Raw genomic sequence first — 15,270 nt, forward strand, 5'->3', positions numbered from 1 at the left:
ATCCATAAAAAAATTAAAAAAGACTGGATCTAGCTCACAAGTCGCGGGATGACAATCGGGAAACTGATCCATGCAACAAAGTCCTTTCGCAAGAATGACATTTAAACAACAAGGAATATTAAATGCAACAAAAGATTTATTATATAATTTTTACAATTGTTTTCGGGCTGATACTGATTTCTAGCTCCTTATTTTCAGTTGACCAACGCTACTCTGCCGTGGTATTCCAGTTTGGTGAGGCAGTTAGAACTATAGAAAATCCAGGGCTGCATATTAAAATCCCGTTTATTCAAAATGTAGAGTTTTTTGATAAACGTCTTTTAGATGTTGAGGTTGAGGCAAAAGAATTAACGGCTGCCGACGGTAAACGAGTTATTGTTGATGCTTACGCCAAATTCCAAATTAATAATCCGGTAATGTTTTATAAAACGGTGCATAATTATCAAGGGGTAAAAATTAGATTGACTCGAAATCTTGAGTCGTCGATGCGTAAGGCGATAGGTAAAATCTCGCTAAGTAGTCTTTTAAGCCAAGAGCGTAGTAACGTAATGTTAAATATCTTAAACCAAATGGACGGAGAAGCTAAAAGTTTTGGTATTGATGTTGTAGATGTTAGAATTTTAAGAGCAGACTTACCAAAAGAAAATAGTGCGGCTATTTATCGCCGTATGCAAACGGCACGTGAAAAAGAAGCAACCCAAATTAGAGCAGAAGGACAAGAAGAAAGCGTGCGTATTCGTTCAAAAGCAGATAAAGAAAGTAAAATAATACTTGCTAAAGCTTATAGAGATGCACAAATTATCAAAGGTGACGGCGATGAGAAAGCAGCAAAAATATATAATTCTGCTTATTCCGTCGATCCGGAATTTTATAAATTTTATAGATCACTTTTTGTATATAAAAATTCTTTAAAGAAAGAAGATACTAATTTTGTAATCTCACCTGAGGCTGAAGTTTTTAAATATTTAAATTTAGCTAAGTAGTAATTATGCACCCCAAAATGTTTAAATATATTTTTGCCGTAATAGTTATAATATTAAACAATGCTGTTTTAGCAAAAGAGAACATTAAAAAACCGGAAATTTTGGAAGAAAATGAGTTTACGGAAATAAATTCTGCTCCTTTAAAAGTAAGTGAAGCTGCTCGTTATAGCTTTGCCGATATAGTTGAGCCGTTAATTCCTGCAGTCGTTAATATTTCAACGATAGAATATGTTAATAGTAAATCAGAAAATGCCGAGAAAGATCCTCTGCAAGAAAACAAACCTTTAGACTTCATTAATGATTTTTTAGAACGTCTTAATATACCGCTGAATTGGGAAGAAGTGGATCAAACTCCTAAAAATGTTCCGCTTGGCTCAGGATTTATTATTAAGCCTAACGGCTTAATAGTGACAAACTATCATGTAATTGCAAATGTTGATAAAATTAATATAAAACTTGCAGATAATACTGAAGTACCGGCTAAATTAATAGGTAGCGATACTAAAACCGATTTAGCTCTCTTAAAAATAGATAGCGAGGAGCCTCTACCTTTTGTTGAGTTTGGAGATTCAAATGATGCAAGAGTAGGTGATTGGATTATTGCAATCGGTAATCCGTTCGGTAATCTAGGGGGTACGGTTACTGCCGGTATTATTTCTTCTAAAGGTCGGGATATCGATATAGATACGGATAATATAGTCGATAATTTTATTCAAACGGATGCTGCAATTAATAACGGTAATTCCGGCGGTCCTATGTTTAATTTGGATCAGAAAGTAATCGGCGTAAATACGGCAATTTTTTCACCGCTCGGTACTAATATAGGTATCGGTTTTGCAATACCGTCAAATACTGCAAAGCCTATAATCGAACGCCTTAAGAAAGACGGTAAAATAAATAGAGGACGTCTTGGAGTAACAATACAAGATTTAACCGAGGAAATTTCTGAAGGGTTAGGGCTTAAAGATACTAGTGGGGTGTTAGTGGCTAAAGTACAAGCAGACGGTCCGGGGGATAAAGCAGGTATTAAAACAGGCGATATAATAATAGAGTTTGCAGATATACCGGTTAAAAATACTAAAAAATTACGTGTAATTATTGCAGATGCTCCTATTGATCAGGAAGTAAAAGTAAAAATACTTCGTGACAAAAAAGAGTTTGAATTACCTATTAAGATTACTGCAGATAATGAAGAAATTAACAAAGATTCAGCAGAACAAGTAAATAAAGAAGAAGTAACAAACAAAGGAGAAAATAATTTATCTATTACTAAAAATAATATTACTTTTAGTAATTTGACTGAAGAATTAAGACAAAAATATACTATCCCTCAGGATAAAACGGGAGTAGTTATAACCAATATTGATGAAGAAGGAAACAGTTTCAAAATTGGTGATCTGATAACCAATGTTAATCAAGAAAACATAGACGATATAAGTAAGCTAGAAGAATTATATGAAAATGCTAAAAAATCGAATAAGCAAAATATTTTGCTCTTGATTGAAAGAGGCGATAGTAATATGTTCGTACCGCTGCAGGTGATGTGATTAAATGTCATACCGTGGTCAAGCCACGGTATGACACCGGAGTGTTTTTCAAGAGCCATGCCATAATAACGTTAAAAATAACATTAAATAATTATGAATGAAAAAATAGCAATTTTAAGTGCATATAGTTTTGTTAATATAGAAGAGCCGGCGAATTTGATCCCAAAGCTTTTGCTTATTGGTAAAAGAAAATATGTTAGAGGTACTATTTTATTATCAAAAGAAGGTTTTAACGGTTCTTTTTCAGGTTCATATGAAAATGTAAATCTTGTACTTGAAGAATTGATAAAGCTAACCGGTACCAAAGATGTTAACGTTAAAATAAATTATAGTGATGTTCATCCTTTTCAGAAATTAAAAGTCAGACTTAAGAAAGAGATTGTAGCGATGAATGTTGATGATTTAAATGTTGATTTATTTAAGGGCGAATATATAGAGCCGAAAGATTGGGATAGTTTTATTACAAAACAAGATGTTATAGTAATAGATACTCGAAATGATTATGAAGTAGAGGTCGGTACATTTAAATCGACAATTAACCCGTATACGGAAACATTTAAGCAGTTTCCGGCTTGGGTTCGCCAGCATGAGAAATTACTTAAAGGCAAGAAGATTGCTATGTTTTGTACCGGTGGTATTAGATGTGAAAAATCTACCAGCTTACTTAAAAGCATAGGCTATGATGAGGTATATCATTTAAAGGGCGGTATATTGCAGTACTTAAAAGATACGCAAAACAAGAATAATTTATGGCAAGGCGAGTGCTTTGTTTTTGATGATAGAAGAGCAGTGGCAGATGATTTATCACCTGCTGAAGGGTATACTCGTCTACCTTCTACCTAATTTTTTATTATGTTAAATAGCTATGACTAAAACAAAACAGGAAATTTATAATAAGCGTCCGACTTCGCCGCATTTAAGCATATATAAACCGCAGATAAGTTCTACGTTGTCGATTTTGCATCGTATGACCGGTGTTGCTTTATTTTTTGCAGTATCAATTTTGGCGTGGTGGTTGATTCTTAGTAAATATGACAATAATTATTTGCATCTTGCTAGTTGCTGCATTATAAAAATATGCTTAGTAGCCGTTAGCTACGCTTGGTTTTATCATTTATGTAATGGTATTCGTCATTTATTTTGGGATATCGGTTATGGCTTTTCTATAAAAGCAGTTAACATCACGGGTTGGTGTGTGGTTATATGTTCTATATTATTAACTATGTTGTTATGGGTTTAAGCTATATGTTGTTGTAGGAATTATGAAAACTACTTTACCCGAACGCTCCCTTAAAATTAGGGCCAGGCTTAATTTTATAGTGCAGCAAATTCTAGATATTGCACAAGATAAAATCACCATGATTATCTTATATGGATCATATGCTAGAGGCGATTGGGTGCGTGATTTAGTTAATGGTTATCATAGCGATCTCGATATTTTAATAATACTAAAAAAAGTAAGTATAAGGGACATGCTGCTTTAAGACTCGAAGATAATATCTATAAAAGATTAGAAAAAACGGGAGTAATAAAAGATCAGATTATCCCTTATGATTCAGAAAATATCTATAATTCTTGAATCAATAGACGAGGTAAATAGGCAGTTAGAAAAAGGGCGTTATTTCTATACAGATATCAAAAAAGAAGGAGTGCTTTTATATGATAGCGGTGAATTTACTTTAAGCGAAGCTAAAGATTTACCTTGGAGCGAGGTAAAAGAAATTGCTAAAGATTATTATGAAGAGTGGTTTAAAAGTGGATGCGGGTTTTTGATTGATTGCAAATATCCATTTGAAAGAGGTGAGTTAAACAAAAGTGCTTTTTATCTTCATCAAGCTACGGAAAGTTTTTATAGTAGCATTTTATTAGTTTTTTCAAATTATAAACCTAAGTTGCATGATATAAAAAAGTTAGATAGTAGAGCAAAAAATTATAATAGTGAGCTATTGCAAGTATTTCCTATAGCAACGCCGGAGCAAAAAGAATGTTTTAAATTACTTCGGAAAGCTTATGTTGATGCAAGATATGATAAAAACTATAAAATTACCAAAGAACAGCTTTTATATTTAATTTCAAGAGTTGAAAAGCTAAAACAAATAACAGAAAAAATGTGTTTAGAGAAAATTAATGGTATATGATTTTAAAGCGGAAATTGTAAAAGCAAAGGCCGGCGGTTCTGCTAAAAGCGGTTCTCATCATTGGTTATTACAAAGGGTTACAGGGATTATATTAGCTTTATGTTCTATATGGTTAATATATTTTACGTTAACTAATAAAAATAGTGATTTAAGTATCATTATGTGGGAGCTTAAAAAACCTTTTAATGTAGTAGCATTATTAATTACAGTAATTATTTCTTTATATCATGCTATGCTCGGTATGCAGGTAGTAATAGAAGATTATATCAGCTGCAATAAATTACGTAATGCATTAATTATAGTAGTAAAATTATTCTGCTTAGTTACTATTGCAGCTTTTGTGACGGCTATGTTTTATAAGGGGTGATTTAGTTATGTTCAGTGTCATCCCGCGACTTGATCGCGGGATCCAGAAAAATCACTAATAATACTAATAGTTTTAGTATTATTAACTGGACCCCGTGGTCACAAGCCACGGGGTGACAATTGAGAAACCTATGCACGTAACAACGCTTTCTCGCAATGACGTTGACACAAACATTTCAAAATACAAGATAAAAAATTAAATTAATGACTAAAGCGTATAATATCATTCATCATAAATTTGACGTCGTTGTCGTAGGGGCAGGCGGAGCGGGTCTTCGTTCTGCTTTCGGTATGGCTAAAGAAGGGCTAAATACCGCTTGTGTAACTAAGCTATTCCCGACTCGTAGTCATACCGTGGCTGCTCAGGGCGGAATTAGTGCAGCTCTTGGAAATATGGGCGAAGATGATTGGCGTTGGCATATGTATGATACTATTAAAGGCTCTGATTGGTTAGGCGACCAAGATGCCATCGAGTATATGTGTAAGAACGCTCCCGATGCGATTTTAGAGCTTGAGCATTACGGCGTACCTTTTTCAAGAACCGAAGAAGGAAAAATTTATCAGCGTCCTTTCGGTGGTATGACAACAGAGTACGGCAAAGGAAAAGCAGCCCAGCGTACATGTGCTGCGGCAGATCGTACGGGGCATGCCATACTCCATACTTTATATCAACAATCATTGAAACATAAAGTACTGTTTTTTGTTGAATATTTTGCTATTGATTTATTGATGGAAGACGGTGAATGTAGAGGCGTAGTTGCATGGAATTTAGATGACGGTAGTCTGCATTGTTTTAGAGCTCATAATGTAGTACTTGCAACGGGTGGATACGGGCGTGCTTATTTTTCGGCGACGTCTGCTCATACTTGTACGGGTGACGGAGGAGGTATGGCGATTCGAGCCGGCCTGCCGCTGCAAGATATGGAGTTTGTGCAGTTCCACCCGACCGGTATATATTCGGCGGGCTGTCTTATCACCGAGGGAGCTAGAGGTGAGGGGGGATATCTTGTCAATGCAAACGGTGAGCGTTTTATGGAGCGTTATGCTCCGGCCGCAAAAGATTTAGCTTCAAGGGATGTAGTTTCAAGAGCAATGACTATCGAGATTCGTGCAGGTCGAGGAGTCGGCGAGCATAAAGATCATGTATTCCTACATTTAAATCATTTATCTCCTGAAATTTTACACAGCCGCTTACCGGGTATTTCCGAAACAGCTAAAATTTTTGCAGGTGTGGATGTTACTAAAGAGCCGATACCGGTACTTCCTACAGTTCATTATAATATGGGCGGAATACCGACTAATTACCACGGTCAAGTCATAATTAAAGACGGCAAAAATCATAACACTATAGTAAAAGGTCTTATGGCAATTGGCGAGGCTGCTTGTGTATCGGTACATGGTGCTAATCGTTTAGGATCAAACTCTTTGCTTGATTTAGTAGTATTTGGTAGAAGCTCTGCATTAAAAGCAGCTGAGCTTATTAAGCCTGCCAGCCCGCATAAGCCTTTAAAAGAAGAAAGCCTTGAAAAAGTTATAAATAGATTTGATAAAGTTCGTCATAGTAACGGTAATATTTTAGTTGCAGATTTAAGGCTTAAAATGCAGAGAACTATGCAAAGCCACGCTTCGGTATTCAGAACTCAAGAGGTACTAGACGAAGGAGCGGAAATGATTAGCGAGATAAGGGCCGGTTATAAAGATATAAAGATTAACGATAAATCTTTAATTTGGAATAGTGATTTAGTCGAAGCCTTAGAGCTAGATAATTTACTTGATCAAGCTTTGGTAACGGTATATTCGGCAGCTGCAAGAAAAGAAAGCAGAGGTGCCCATGCTAGGGAAGATTACCCTGATCGTAATGATGGGGATTGGATGAAGCATACCCTTAGCTCTATCGATGAAGCAGGTAAAGTAGTGCTTGATTATAAACCTGTGACGTTAACCACTTTAACCGATGAAGTAAAAGCAGTCCCGCCGGCAAAGAGAGTGTACTAATGTATACTCGTTTAATTTGAAAAATTGGCGTCGTTGGTTCGTGGATACCAAAATCGTCATTGCGAGCATTTGCTCGGAGCGTGGCAATCCAGTAAAAATAATAAAAATGCTGTAAACTAGCATTTTTATTTCTTCCTTGCTTCGTCAATTACTTTGTAATTTTCCTCGCAATGACGAAAAAATCGATCCACGCAGGAATAAATCTATAAATAATTTATGTTTGAGTATTTAATAAAATTCTATCCAACAATCCTTTTTATTGTAGAGGGGACTTTAGTTACTTTAAAATATAGCGTTATTGCCGTTATATTTGGTTTAGTGATAGGGATGTTACTTGCTATTTGTAAGGTAAATAAAAATCGTGCTTTAAGATTTTTTGCAAATTTCTATACTGCTATTTTTAGAGGGACGCCTCTATTAATTCAGCTAAGTATTATTTATTTTGCATCGCCTTATATAGTAGGTATTAAATTTAGCGTGTTTACGGCAGGGGCTATTTCCTTTTCTCTTAATTCGGGTGCATATGTTTCGGAAGTAATTAGAGCAGGAATTAATGCGGTTGATAAAGGTCAGTTTGAAGCGGCTGAAGCTCTTGCTATTCCAAAGTTTTTAATAATGAAAGATATAATCCTACCGCAAGCAGTTAAAAATATTTTTCCGTCATTAGTAAATGAACTTGTAAATTTGATTAAAGAATCAGCCATTATTTCTATGCTTGGAGAAATGGATTTAATGCGTAGAGCACAAATTGTATCAATTGAAACATATAATTATTTTTTTCCAATGCTTATTGCCGCGTGCTGTTATTATATTTTAGTCATGTTAATCAGCTTTATAGCACAAATAATTGAGAAAAAAATGATTGTTAATTAAAACATACTTGCTTTTATGGAAAAAGTAATTATAATTTAAATTTAGTGTAATTTACAAATTCTTATAATTTGTATTTAGAAATGATTTAAAATTAAAGGGTGGGAGTATTTTTCCACCTTTTAGTTATCGTATATATAAGTTTTTTTGGAGTATTTATTTTAATGCCGACATATAATCAATTAGTACGTTTTGGGAGAAAGTCAAAAACTCGTAAGACCAAATCTCCTGCCTTAGAATCTAATCCTTTTAAAAGCGGTGTTTGCTTAGTCGTAAAAACCGTTACCCCTAAAAAGCCTAACTCTGCACTTCGTAAGATCGCAACGGTGCGTTTAAGTAATAAAAGAACCGTAAATGCATATATTCCAGGTGAAAAGCATAGTGTAAAGGAGCATGATAGGGTGTTAGTAAGAGGCGGTCAGGTTCCTGATCTTCCAGGGGTGAAATATCATATCGTACTCGGTGCTTATGATATTGCCGGAGTTAAAGGACGTAAGCAAGGTCGTTCACGTTACGGTGCTCCTCGTAAACAAGTTGCAGTTACAAAAAAATAAATTATTAGTTAGAGAGAAAAAATAAAATGTCACGTCGTCACGCCGCGGAAAAGCGAGTAATTTTACCTGATATGAAATATAACAGTATTTTGCTGTCAAGATTTATCAATAATATTATGAAAGAAGGAAAGAAAGCTCTTGCAGAGAAAATTGTTTATTCAGCTTTTGATAAAATTGAAAAGAAGCATAGAGTCGATCCATATCAAACCTTTAATAATGCTATGCATAACGTAAAGCCGCATTTAGAAGTAACTTCGGTTAGAGTAGGAGGAGCTAATTATCAAGTTCCGACACATGTTGATGAAAGAAGAGGGTATGCTCTCGCTAGCCGCTGGATTATTAATGCTGCGTCAAAACGTTCTGAAAAAATGATGATTGATAAACTCGCTGAAGAGTTGTTTGAAGCTTCTAATAACAGAGGTGTTGCCATTAAGAAGAAAGACGATACTCATAAAATGGCTGAAGCTAATAAAGCTTTCTCTCATTTTAGTCCTAAAAAAATGAAATAAGGTAAGCTAATTATGAGTAAAATAAACAAACTTGAGTATATTCGTAATATAGGTATATGTGCTCACATCGATGCCGGTAAGACCACAACTACCGAGCGTATTTTATATTATACCGGTAAATCACATAAAATAGGTGAAGTTCATGAGGGCGGTGCTACCATGGACTGGATGGAGCAGGAGCAAGAGCGTGGTATAACCATTACTTCGGCTGCTACTACCTGTAGATGGCAAGATAAGATAATAAATATTATCGATACTCCCGGACACGTTGACTTTACTATTGAGGTAGAACGTTCGCTTCGTGTTCTTGATGGTGCGGTTGCAGTATTTGACGGTGTAGCAGGTGTCGAGCCGCAATCTGAGACGGTATGGAGACAAGCCGATAAATATAATGTTCCTAGAATGTGTTTTGTCAATAAAATGGACAGAATGGGAGCGGATTTTTATAGATGCGTTGAAATGATCAAAGATCGTTTAGGAGCAAAACCGCTTGTTATTCAGTTGCCTGTAGGGATTGAAGAGAATTTTAAAGGTATAATTGATCTTGTTAAAATGAAAGCAGTGATTTGGAAAGATGAATCACTTGGAGCCGAGTATTTTGAAGAAGATATACCTGCCGATATGAAAGACAAAGCTGAAGAATATCGTACTAAATTACTTGATATGGTTGTTGAGTTAGATGATCATGTTATGGAAAAATATTTATCAGGTGAAGAAGTAACGGAAGAAGAGATTAAAAGATTAATCAGAAATGGTACTATCTCAGCAGCTTTTTATACGGTTTTATGCGGTAGTGCTTTTAAAAATAAAGGAGTACAGCCTTTACTTGATGCCGTAGTAGATTTCCTGCCTTCACCTATTGATATAGGTATAGTAAAAGGCATGGAAGTAAGTACCGGTGAAGAAAAAGATTTTCCTATTTCGGTAACTGAGCCTTTTGCAGCTTTAGCATTTAAAATTATGAATGACCCGTTTGTCGGTTCATTAACTTTTATTAGAATATATTCGGGGAAAATTACTTCCGGATCGACTGTTATTAATACCGTAAAGAATAAAAGAGAAAAAATCGGTAGAATGCTATTAATGCATGCTAATAATCGTGAAGACGTAAAAGAAGCATCGGCAGGTGATATAGTAGCTTTAGCAGGTCTTAAAGATACTACCACCGGTGATACGTTATCCGATGTTGATAAGCAAGTAATCTTAGAAAGAATGGAATTTCCGGAGCCGGTAATTGAGCTTGCGGTGGAACCTAAATCAACCGCCGATCAAGAAAAAATGGGCTTAGCACTTTCTCGTTTGGCAGCAGAAGATCCGTCATTTAGAGTTTCAACGGATCATGAAACAGGACAAACGGTGATAAAAGGAATGGGAGAACTCCATTTAGAAATTATCATTGATCGTATGAGAAGAGAGTTTAAGGTTGAAGCAAATATTGGAGCTCCTCAAGTAGCATATCGTGAAACTATAACCAAAGCTTGCGAAATTGATTATACTCATAAAAAACAATCAGGCGGTGCGGGGCAATTTGCACGTGTAAAAATTATCTTTGAACCTTTAAATCCAGGCGAAGGGTTTGTTTTTGAAAGCAAAATTGTCGGCGGTGCTGTGCCTAAAGAATATATACCCGGTGTTGAAAAAGGATTAAATAATATTAGAGAAACCGGTGTTATTGCCGGTTATCCTATGATTGATTTTAAAGCGACTTTAGTTGACGGTGCGTTTCATGATGTAGATTCTAGTGTACTTGCGTTTGAAATTGCAGCAAAGGCAGCATTTAGAGAAGGGATGCCGAAAGGTAATCCTAAATTACTTGAGCCGATTATGAAAGTTGAAGTTATCACTCCTGATGAATATATGGGAGATATTATAGGTGATTTAAATAGCCGTAGAGGACAAATCCAAAGCATGGATCCAAGAGCAAATGCTCAAGTAGTTACCTCTAATGTGCCTTTGGCAGAAATGTTTGGTTATGTTAATACGCTTAGGTCGCTATCTCAAGGTAGAGCTCAGTTTAGTATGATATTTTCTCATTATGATCAAGTGCCGAGTCAGGTAGCTGATATTATTAAAGCTAAAAAATAATCGAGGGGTCTAATTAGATATAATGAATGTCACGTCTTACAAAGATAAATGTTGTTTTGCCGTGACAGCTTATAAATTAGAAGTACCGGTTATTATAGTAATTTTTTAATAATAACAAATATTTTTAATAAATCTTATTGATTTTTTATTAAAAATATGATAGGAGTGTAGCTCAATTGGTAGAGCGCCGGTCTCCAAAACCGGAGGTTGCGGGTTCGATGCCTGTCGCTCCTGCCATTATAGGTTTGAGTTTTTTACTATAAAATATAGACTTCTTACAAAATTCGCTTATAGAGAGGAATTTGAAGGAGACACTTCACCTCGAATCGCATCGTACATACTAGTAGGTGAGAATTCGAGTGCCGAGTCATTGTCTCAATTACCTCTAGAAGTAGAATTTTGTAAGAAGTCTAATAAATTACCTAACAAAAATATGTTTAAGGAATATAAAATTTATAAGTTTTTTGAACAAGTTAAACAAGAAACTTATAAGGTAGTTTGGCCAACTAGAAAAGAGCTTGTTGCTTCAACATTAGTAGTGGTAGTAGCAGTTTTTATTTTTAGCTTAATTTGTTTGGTGCTTGATTATAGTATACATAATATAATGCAGCTTTTGCTTAATATTGGCAAATAGTATAAGGAATAAATTGTGACAGAACAGAGTATAGAGAATATATTGCCTTCTTCTGAAAAAAATGTAAAGCAGTGGTATGTAGTACATACGGCATCAGGAGCAGAGAAACGCATAAAAGAAGATATGCTTAGAAAAATCGCTAAACAGAAAATGACGGATTTTTTTGAAGATATATTAATACCTGTTTTTGGAGTTTCTGAAGTTAAACGCGGTAAAAATGTCAAGGTAGAAAAAAAACTAATGCCGAGTTATGTCTTGATAAAGATGAATATGACTGATAAATCTTGGCATTTGGTGAAAAATATACCTGGAGTAACCGGCTTTTTAGGAAGCAAAACCACGCCAAAAGCTCTTACAGAAAGTGAAATACAAAATATTTTTAATAATTTGGAAGCAGAAGCTAAAGAAGCAAAAAATTCTAAATTGTATGAAGTCGGTGAAATAGTGACTGTTACAGACGGTCCTTTTGAAACTTTTATGGGTACGGTAGAAGAAAGAGATCAAGAAAAAAATAGGTTAAAAGTTTCAGTTTCAATATTTGGTAAAGCAACTCCAATAGAACTAAATTTTAATCAAGTAAAGAAAAATGATTAAAAGTCGGTAGTATATTTAGAATACTCCTAAATAAGATGAAGAGTAGGAAAGATAAAAAATAAATAAATTTTTTAATAAAAGTGGAAACAGCTTTTCATTTTTATTACTCATTATTTAAAACTGCTTCAAAAAAAAGAAGTATATGTCTAATTAGGACTAAAGTGCAATATATAAATTACCTCTACGTAAGAGTGTTATAAAGTAATATTAATTTAAGAGAAAAATAAGGATATTTATAAATGTCTCAGAAAGCAATAAAAGGTTATATTAACTTGATAATTCCGGCTGCCGGAGCCACTCCTGCCCCTCCTATAGGGCCGGCACTTGGACAAAGAAAAGTTAATATTGCAGCATTTTGTAAAGATTTTAATGATGCTACACAAGGTATGGAAAAAGGAATACCTCTGCCAACCGTAATTACCGTTTATGAAGATAGTAGTTTTTCTTTTAAAATAAAAACTCCTCCTGCCTCTTATTTTTTAAAGAAGTATGCTAAAATTACTAAAGGTTCTAGTGCTACTAAAAAAGAAGTCGTAGTAGGTAAAGTTACTATGGATGATTGCCGTGAAATTGCAAAGTTAAAAATACCTGATTTAAATACAAAAAATATTGAAGCAGCAACAAAAATTATTTGTGGTAGTGCTGCATCTATGGGACTTGAAGTGGTAGGGAATTAATTATTATGTCAAATAAGAAAGATGTTACCGTAAAAATTAGCGGCGGTAAAAAAATAAGAGAAGCTAGAGACAAAGTAAAATCAGATATTTTATATAATTTAACAAATGCAGTTGAGCGATTAAAATCAGCATCATATGTTAAATTTGATCCAACCTTAGAAATAGTTATGAAGCTTGGAATTGATCCTAGGCATTCCGATCAAATGGTACGCGGCGTAGTGAATTTACCTGCCGGTACAGGCAAAACCGTAAGAGTTGCCGTTATTTGTAAAGAAGAAAGAGAAGAAGAAGCTAAAAGTGCCGGAGCAGATTTAGTAGGTTCGACAAATATCATTGATGAAATTAAAGCAGGAAAAATTAATTTTGATGTATGTATAGCTACTCCCGATATGATGGCAGCTATAGGTTCAGTTGCAAGAATTTTAGGACCAAAAGGTTTAATGCCTAACCCTAAACTCGGTACCGTAACTTTAGATATTAAAAATGCTATAAAAAATGCTAAAAGCGGTCAGGTAGAATATAGAGCAGAGAAAGCAGGTATAATTCATGCAGGGCTTGGAAAATTATCTTTCTCAGATCAAGATTTATTAAAAAATTTAAATGCGTTTATTGAGGCAGTAATTAAAGCGAAACCTGCCGGATTGAAGGGAAGTTATTTAAAAGCAATGTATCTATCTTCTACTATGGGAGCATCGGTACAAATAGATTTAACTAGTATAGCATAATTTTTATAAACCGTTTCTATTTAAATAACGCAAATAGCGAATTATTACATAAGCCGCTATTTGGATAAAATATTGAATATAAAAGGTGAAAGGCGGCTTCCACCTTTTATATAAAAATATTAGTTTTATGTAAGGATTTATAGGTTAATAATATTTTATTTTTGAAATCAAGCGAAGAACCGCTTCAAGCTTGATTTATACAGCTTTTAAAACAATAGCAAATTACATATGTAATTTGCTATTGGTGATAAATAGATAATCAAATAATGGTTTTAGGATTGTATTAATACAAATATATTTAAAACTGTGTTATAAAAGGAGAATTAAAAGGTGTTAAGATCAGAAAAACCAGTAGTAGTAGAGGATATTGTAAATATTTATAAAGAATCGCCGTCTGTAATTATTACTCATTATCACGGGTTAACCGTTAGTCAAGTGAGTTCGCTTAGAGAATCACTTAAATCTCAAGAAGCAGGTTTTAAAGTAGTTAAAAATACTTTAGCAAAAATAGCTGCGAATCAAACAGGGCTTAATAATATTGCTGAGTTATTTGCGGGTCCTACTGCTATTGCTTATTCTAAAGAATCGGTTGAGATGGCAAAATTAGTAGTTAATTTTGCTAAGGCTAATGATAATCTTAAGATTATTGGCGGAATAGTCGATAATCACGTGTTAGATGAACATTCAATAAAAGAACTTTCTAAACTACCTTCACTTAATGAGCTTAGAGGTAAAATTGTTGGGTTATTACAAGCACCGGCTACTAAGGTTGTAGGTGTTTTACAAGCCCCGTCTTCGAGTATGGCGAGAGTAATACAAGCACATGCTAGTAAAAATTAACTTAATATAAAAAAGTAAAAAGGAAAAAATTATGGCAGATTTAGCTAAAATTGAAGAACAATTATCATCATTAACATTAATGCAAGCAGCTGAGCTTGTGAAAATGCTAGAAGAAAAATGGGGTGTATCCGCAGCTGCTCCTGTTGCTATGGCAGCTGCAGCCGCTCCTGCCGCTGAAGTAGCCGCAGAGAAAACAGATTTTGAAGTAGTTTTAACAGCTGTAGGTGACAAGAAAGTTGAAGTAATTAAAGCTGTAAGAGAAATTACGGGTCTTGGTTTAATTGAAGCTAAGAAATTAGTTGATGAAGCTCCAAAGGCAGTTAAACAGAGTGTAAAGAAAGCAGAAGCAGAAGAAATTAAAAGTAAATTAGAAGCTGCTGGAGCAAAAGTTGAATTAAAATAATTATTTCTGCACTAGGTTCTGTAAAGAAAAGTTAAGTTATTTGTATTTTTAGATATTTTTAAGTGAAAATTAATAAGATCCTTGCCGGAATAGTTGTTTTTATTCCAAAAAAATCTTATAATTTGCAATCAAAAAGCACTAAATATAGATTAATTTTCCTTTACAGAACCTAATGTTTTTTGCATCACAGATGAAATATTTTATAGCTTTAAATTAACTTCTTAAAATCTAAAAAGCCTTATTTTAGTGATTAAATTTGAATAAGGCTTTTTTGTTTAAAAATTATTTTAAAGCTAATTTAAGTTATTTTTTTGAAATAGGATAAAGCTATTACATTAAAAATCTTATTA

18 protein-coding genes and 1 tRNA gene are annotated in these 15,270 nt (G+C 34.2%); all 19 read left to right on the plus strand.

From position 1 onward, the window contains the following. Nucleotides 1-122: 122 nt before the first annotated feature. The 19 genes from hflC (at nt 123) to rplL (ending at nt 14,920) form a co-directional block, all read left to right on the plus strand. Nucleotides 123-983 carry a protease modulator HflC gene (hflC, locus tag ACIAS7_RS03085; protein WP_473199303.1) on the plus strand — a complete coding sequence of 287 codons (861 nt, stop codon included), beginning with the start codon at nt 123-125 and terminating at the stop codon, nt 981-983. 17 nt (nt 984-1,000) lie between these two features. After that, on the plus strand, nt 1,001-2,530 hold the full coding sequence (locus tag ACIAS7_RS03090) for a Do family serine endopeptidase (protein ID WP_473199399.1): 1,530 nt from the start codon (nt 1,001-1,003) through the stop codon (nt 2,528-2,530). 93 nt (nt 2,531-2,623) lie between these two features. After that, entirely contained in the window at nt 2,624-3,373 is a 750-nt protein-coding gene (trhO, locus tag ACIAS7_RS03095) for an oxygen-dependent tRNA uridine(34) hydroxylase TrhO (RefSeq protein WP_473199304.1), read from the plus strand. A gap of 22 nt (nt 3,374-3,395) precedes the next feature. After that, nucleotides 3,396-3,770 (plus strand): succinate dehydrogenase, cytochrome b556 subunit, encoded by a 375-nt coding sequence (sdhC, locus tag ACIAS7_RS03100; protein WP_473199305.1) that lies wholly within the window; start codon nt 3,396-3,398, stop codon nt 3,768-3,770. A 22-nt stretch (nt 3,771-3,792) separates the two neighbouring features. Continuing rightward, on the plus strand, nt 3,793-4,014 hold the full coding sequence (locus ACIAS7_RS03105) for a nucleotidyltransferase domain-containing protein (protein ID WP_473199306.1): 222 nt from the start codon (nt 3,793-3,795) through the stop codon (nt 4,012-4,014). Between the two features lie 66 nt (nt 4,015-4,080). Next, nucleotides 4,081-4,668 carry a HEPN domain-containing protein gene (locus tag ACIAS7_RS03110; RefSeq protein WP_473199307.1) on the plus strand — a complete coding sequence of 196 codons (588 nt, stop codon included), beginning with the start codon at nt 4,081-4,083 and terminating at the stop codon, nt 4,666-4,668. Continuing rightward, entirely contained in the window at nt 4,658-5,035 is a 378-nt protein-coding gene (sdhD, locus tag ACIAS7_RS03115; RefSeq protein WP_473199308.1) for a succinate dehydrogenase, hydrophobic membrane anchor protein, read from the plus strand. Before ACIAS7_RS03110 ends, sdhD begins: the two co-directional genes overlap by 11 nt. A 203-nt stretch (nt 5,036-5,238) precedes the next feature. Further along, complete coding sequence (gene sdhA, locus ACIAS7_RS03120; protein ID WP_473199309.1) at nt 5,239-7,029, plus strand: succinate dehydrogenase flavoprotein subunit; 1,791 nt, start codon at nt 5,239-5,241, stop codon at nt 7,027-7,029. A 216-nt stretch (nt 7,030-7,245) separates the two neighbouring features. Continuing rightward, entirely contained in the window at nt 7,246-7,902 is a 657-nt protein-coding gene (locus ACIAS7_RS03125) for an amino acid ABC transporter permease (protein ID WP_473199310.1), read from the plus strand. A 161-nt stretch (nt 7,903-8,063) separates the two neighbouring features. Next, the gene (rpsL, locus tag ACIAS7_RS03130) at nt 8,064-8,453 is read left to right on the plus strand and encodes a 30S ribosomal protein S12 (protein ID WP_004996647.1); all 390 of its coding nucleotides are present in this window, start codon (nt 8,064-8,066) and stop codon (nt 8,451-8,453) included. Nucleotides 8,454-8,479: 26 nt separating this feature from the next. Next, nucleotides 8,480-8,962 (plus strand): 30S ribosomal protein S7, encoded by a 483-nt coding sequence (gene rpsG / locus ACIAS7_RS03135; RefSeq protein ID WP_473199311.1) that lies wholly within the window; start codon nt 8,480-8,482, stop codon nt 8,960-8,962. A 12-nt stretch (nt 8,963-8,974) separates the two neighbouring features. Further along, complete coding sequence (gene fusA, locus ACIAS7_RS03140; RefSeq protein ID WP_473199312.1) at nt 8,975-11,047, plus strand: elongation factor G; 2,073 nt, start codon at nt 8,975-8,977, stop codon at nt 11,045-11,047. Between the two features lie 161 nt (nt 11,048-11,208). Continuing rightward, nucleotides 11,209-11,284, plus strand: a tRNA-Trp gene (locus tag ACIAS7_RS03145). A gap of 196 nt (nt 11,285-11,480) precedes the next feature. Then, nucleotides 11,481-11,681 carry a preprotein translocase subunit SecE gene (secE, locus tag ACIAS7_RS03150; protein WP_004996644.1) on the plus strand — a complete coding sequence of 67 codons (201 nt, stop codon included), beginning with the start codon at nt 11,481-11,483 and terminating at the stop codon, nt 11,679-11,681. A 15-nt stretch (nt 11,682-11,696) separates the two neighbouring features. Beyond that, complete coding sequence (gene nusG, locus ACIAS7_RS03155; protein WP_473199313.1) at nt 11,697-12,275, plus strand: transcription termination/antitermination protein NusG; 579 nt, start codon at nt 11,697-11,699, stop codon at nt 12,273-12,275. 239 nt (nt 12,276-12,514) lie between these two features. Beyond that, on the plus strand, nt 12,515-12,952 hold the full coding sequence (gene rplK, locus ACIAS7_RS03160; RefSeq protein ID WP_473199314.1) for a 50S ribosomal protein L11: 438 nt from the start codon (nt 12,515-12,517) through the stop codon (nt 12,950-12,952). Nucleotides 12,953-12,957: 5 nt separating this feature from the next. Beyond that, nucleotides 12,958-13,677 carry a 50S ribosomal protein L1 gene (rplA, locus tag ACIAS7_RS03165; RefSeq protein ID WP_473199315.1) on the plus strand — a complete coding sequence of 240 codons (720 nt, stop codon included), beginning with the start codon at nt 12,958-12,960 and terminating at the stop codon, nt 13,675-13,677. Between the two features lie 330 nt (nt 13,678-14,007). After that, a complete protein-coding gene (rplJ, locus tag ACIAS7_RS03170) occupies nt 14,008-14,517 on the plus strand; it encodes a 50S ribosomal protein L10 (protein ID WP_473199316.1) in 510 nt (169 codons plus the stop codon). Between the two features lie 31 nt (nt 14,518-14,548). Further along, entirely contained in the window at nt 14,549-14,920 is a 372-nt protein-coding gene (gene rplL / locus ACIAS7_RS03175) for a 50S ribosomal protein L7/L12 (protein ID WP_473199317.1), read from the plus strand. Nucleotides 14,921-15,270 lie beyond the last annotated feature (350 nt).

The organism is Rickettsia sp. 109562A South Dakota (assembly GCF_055791265.1).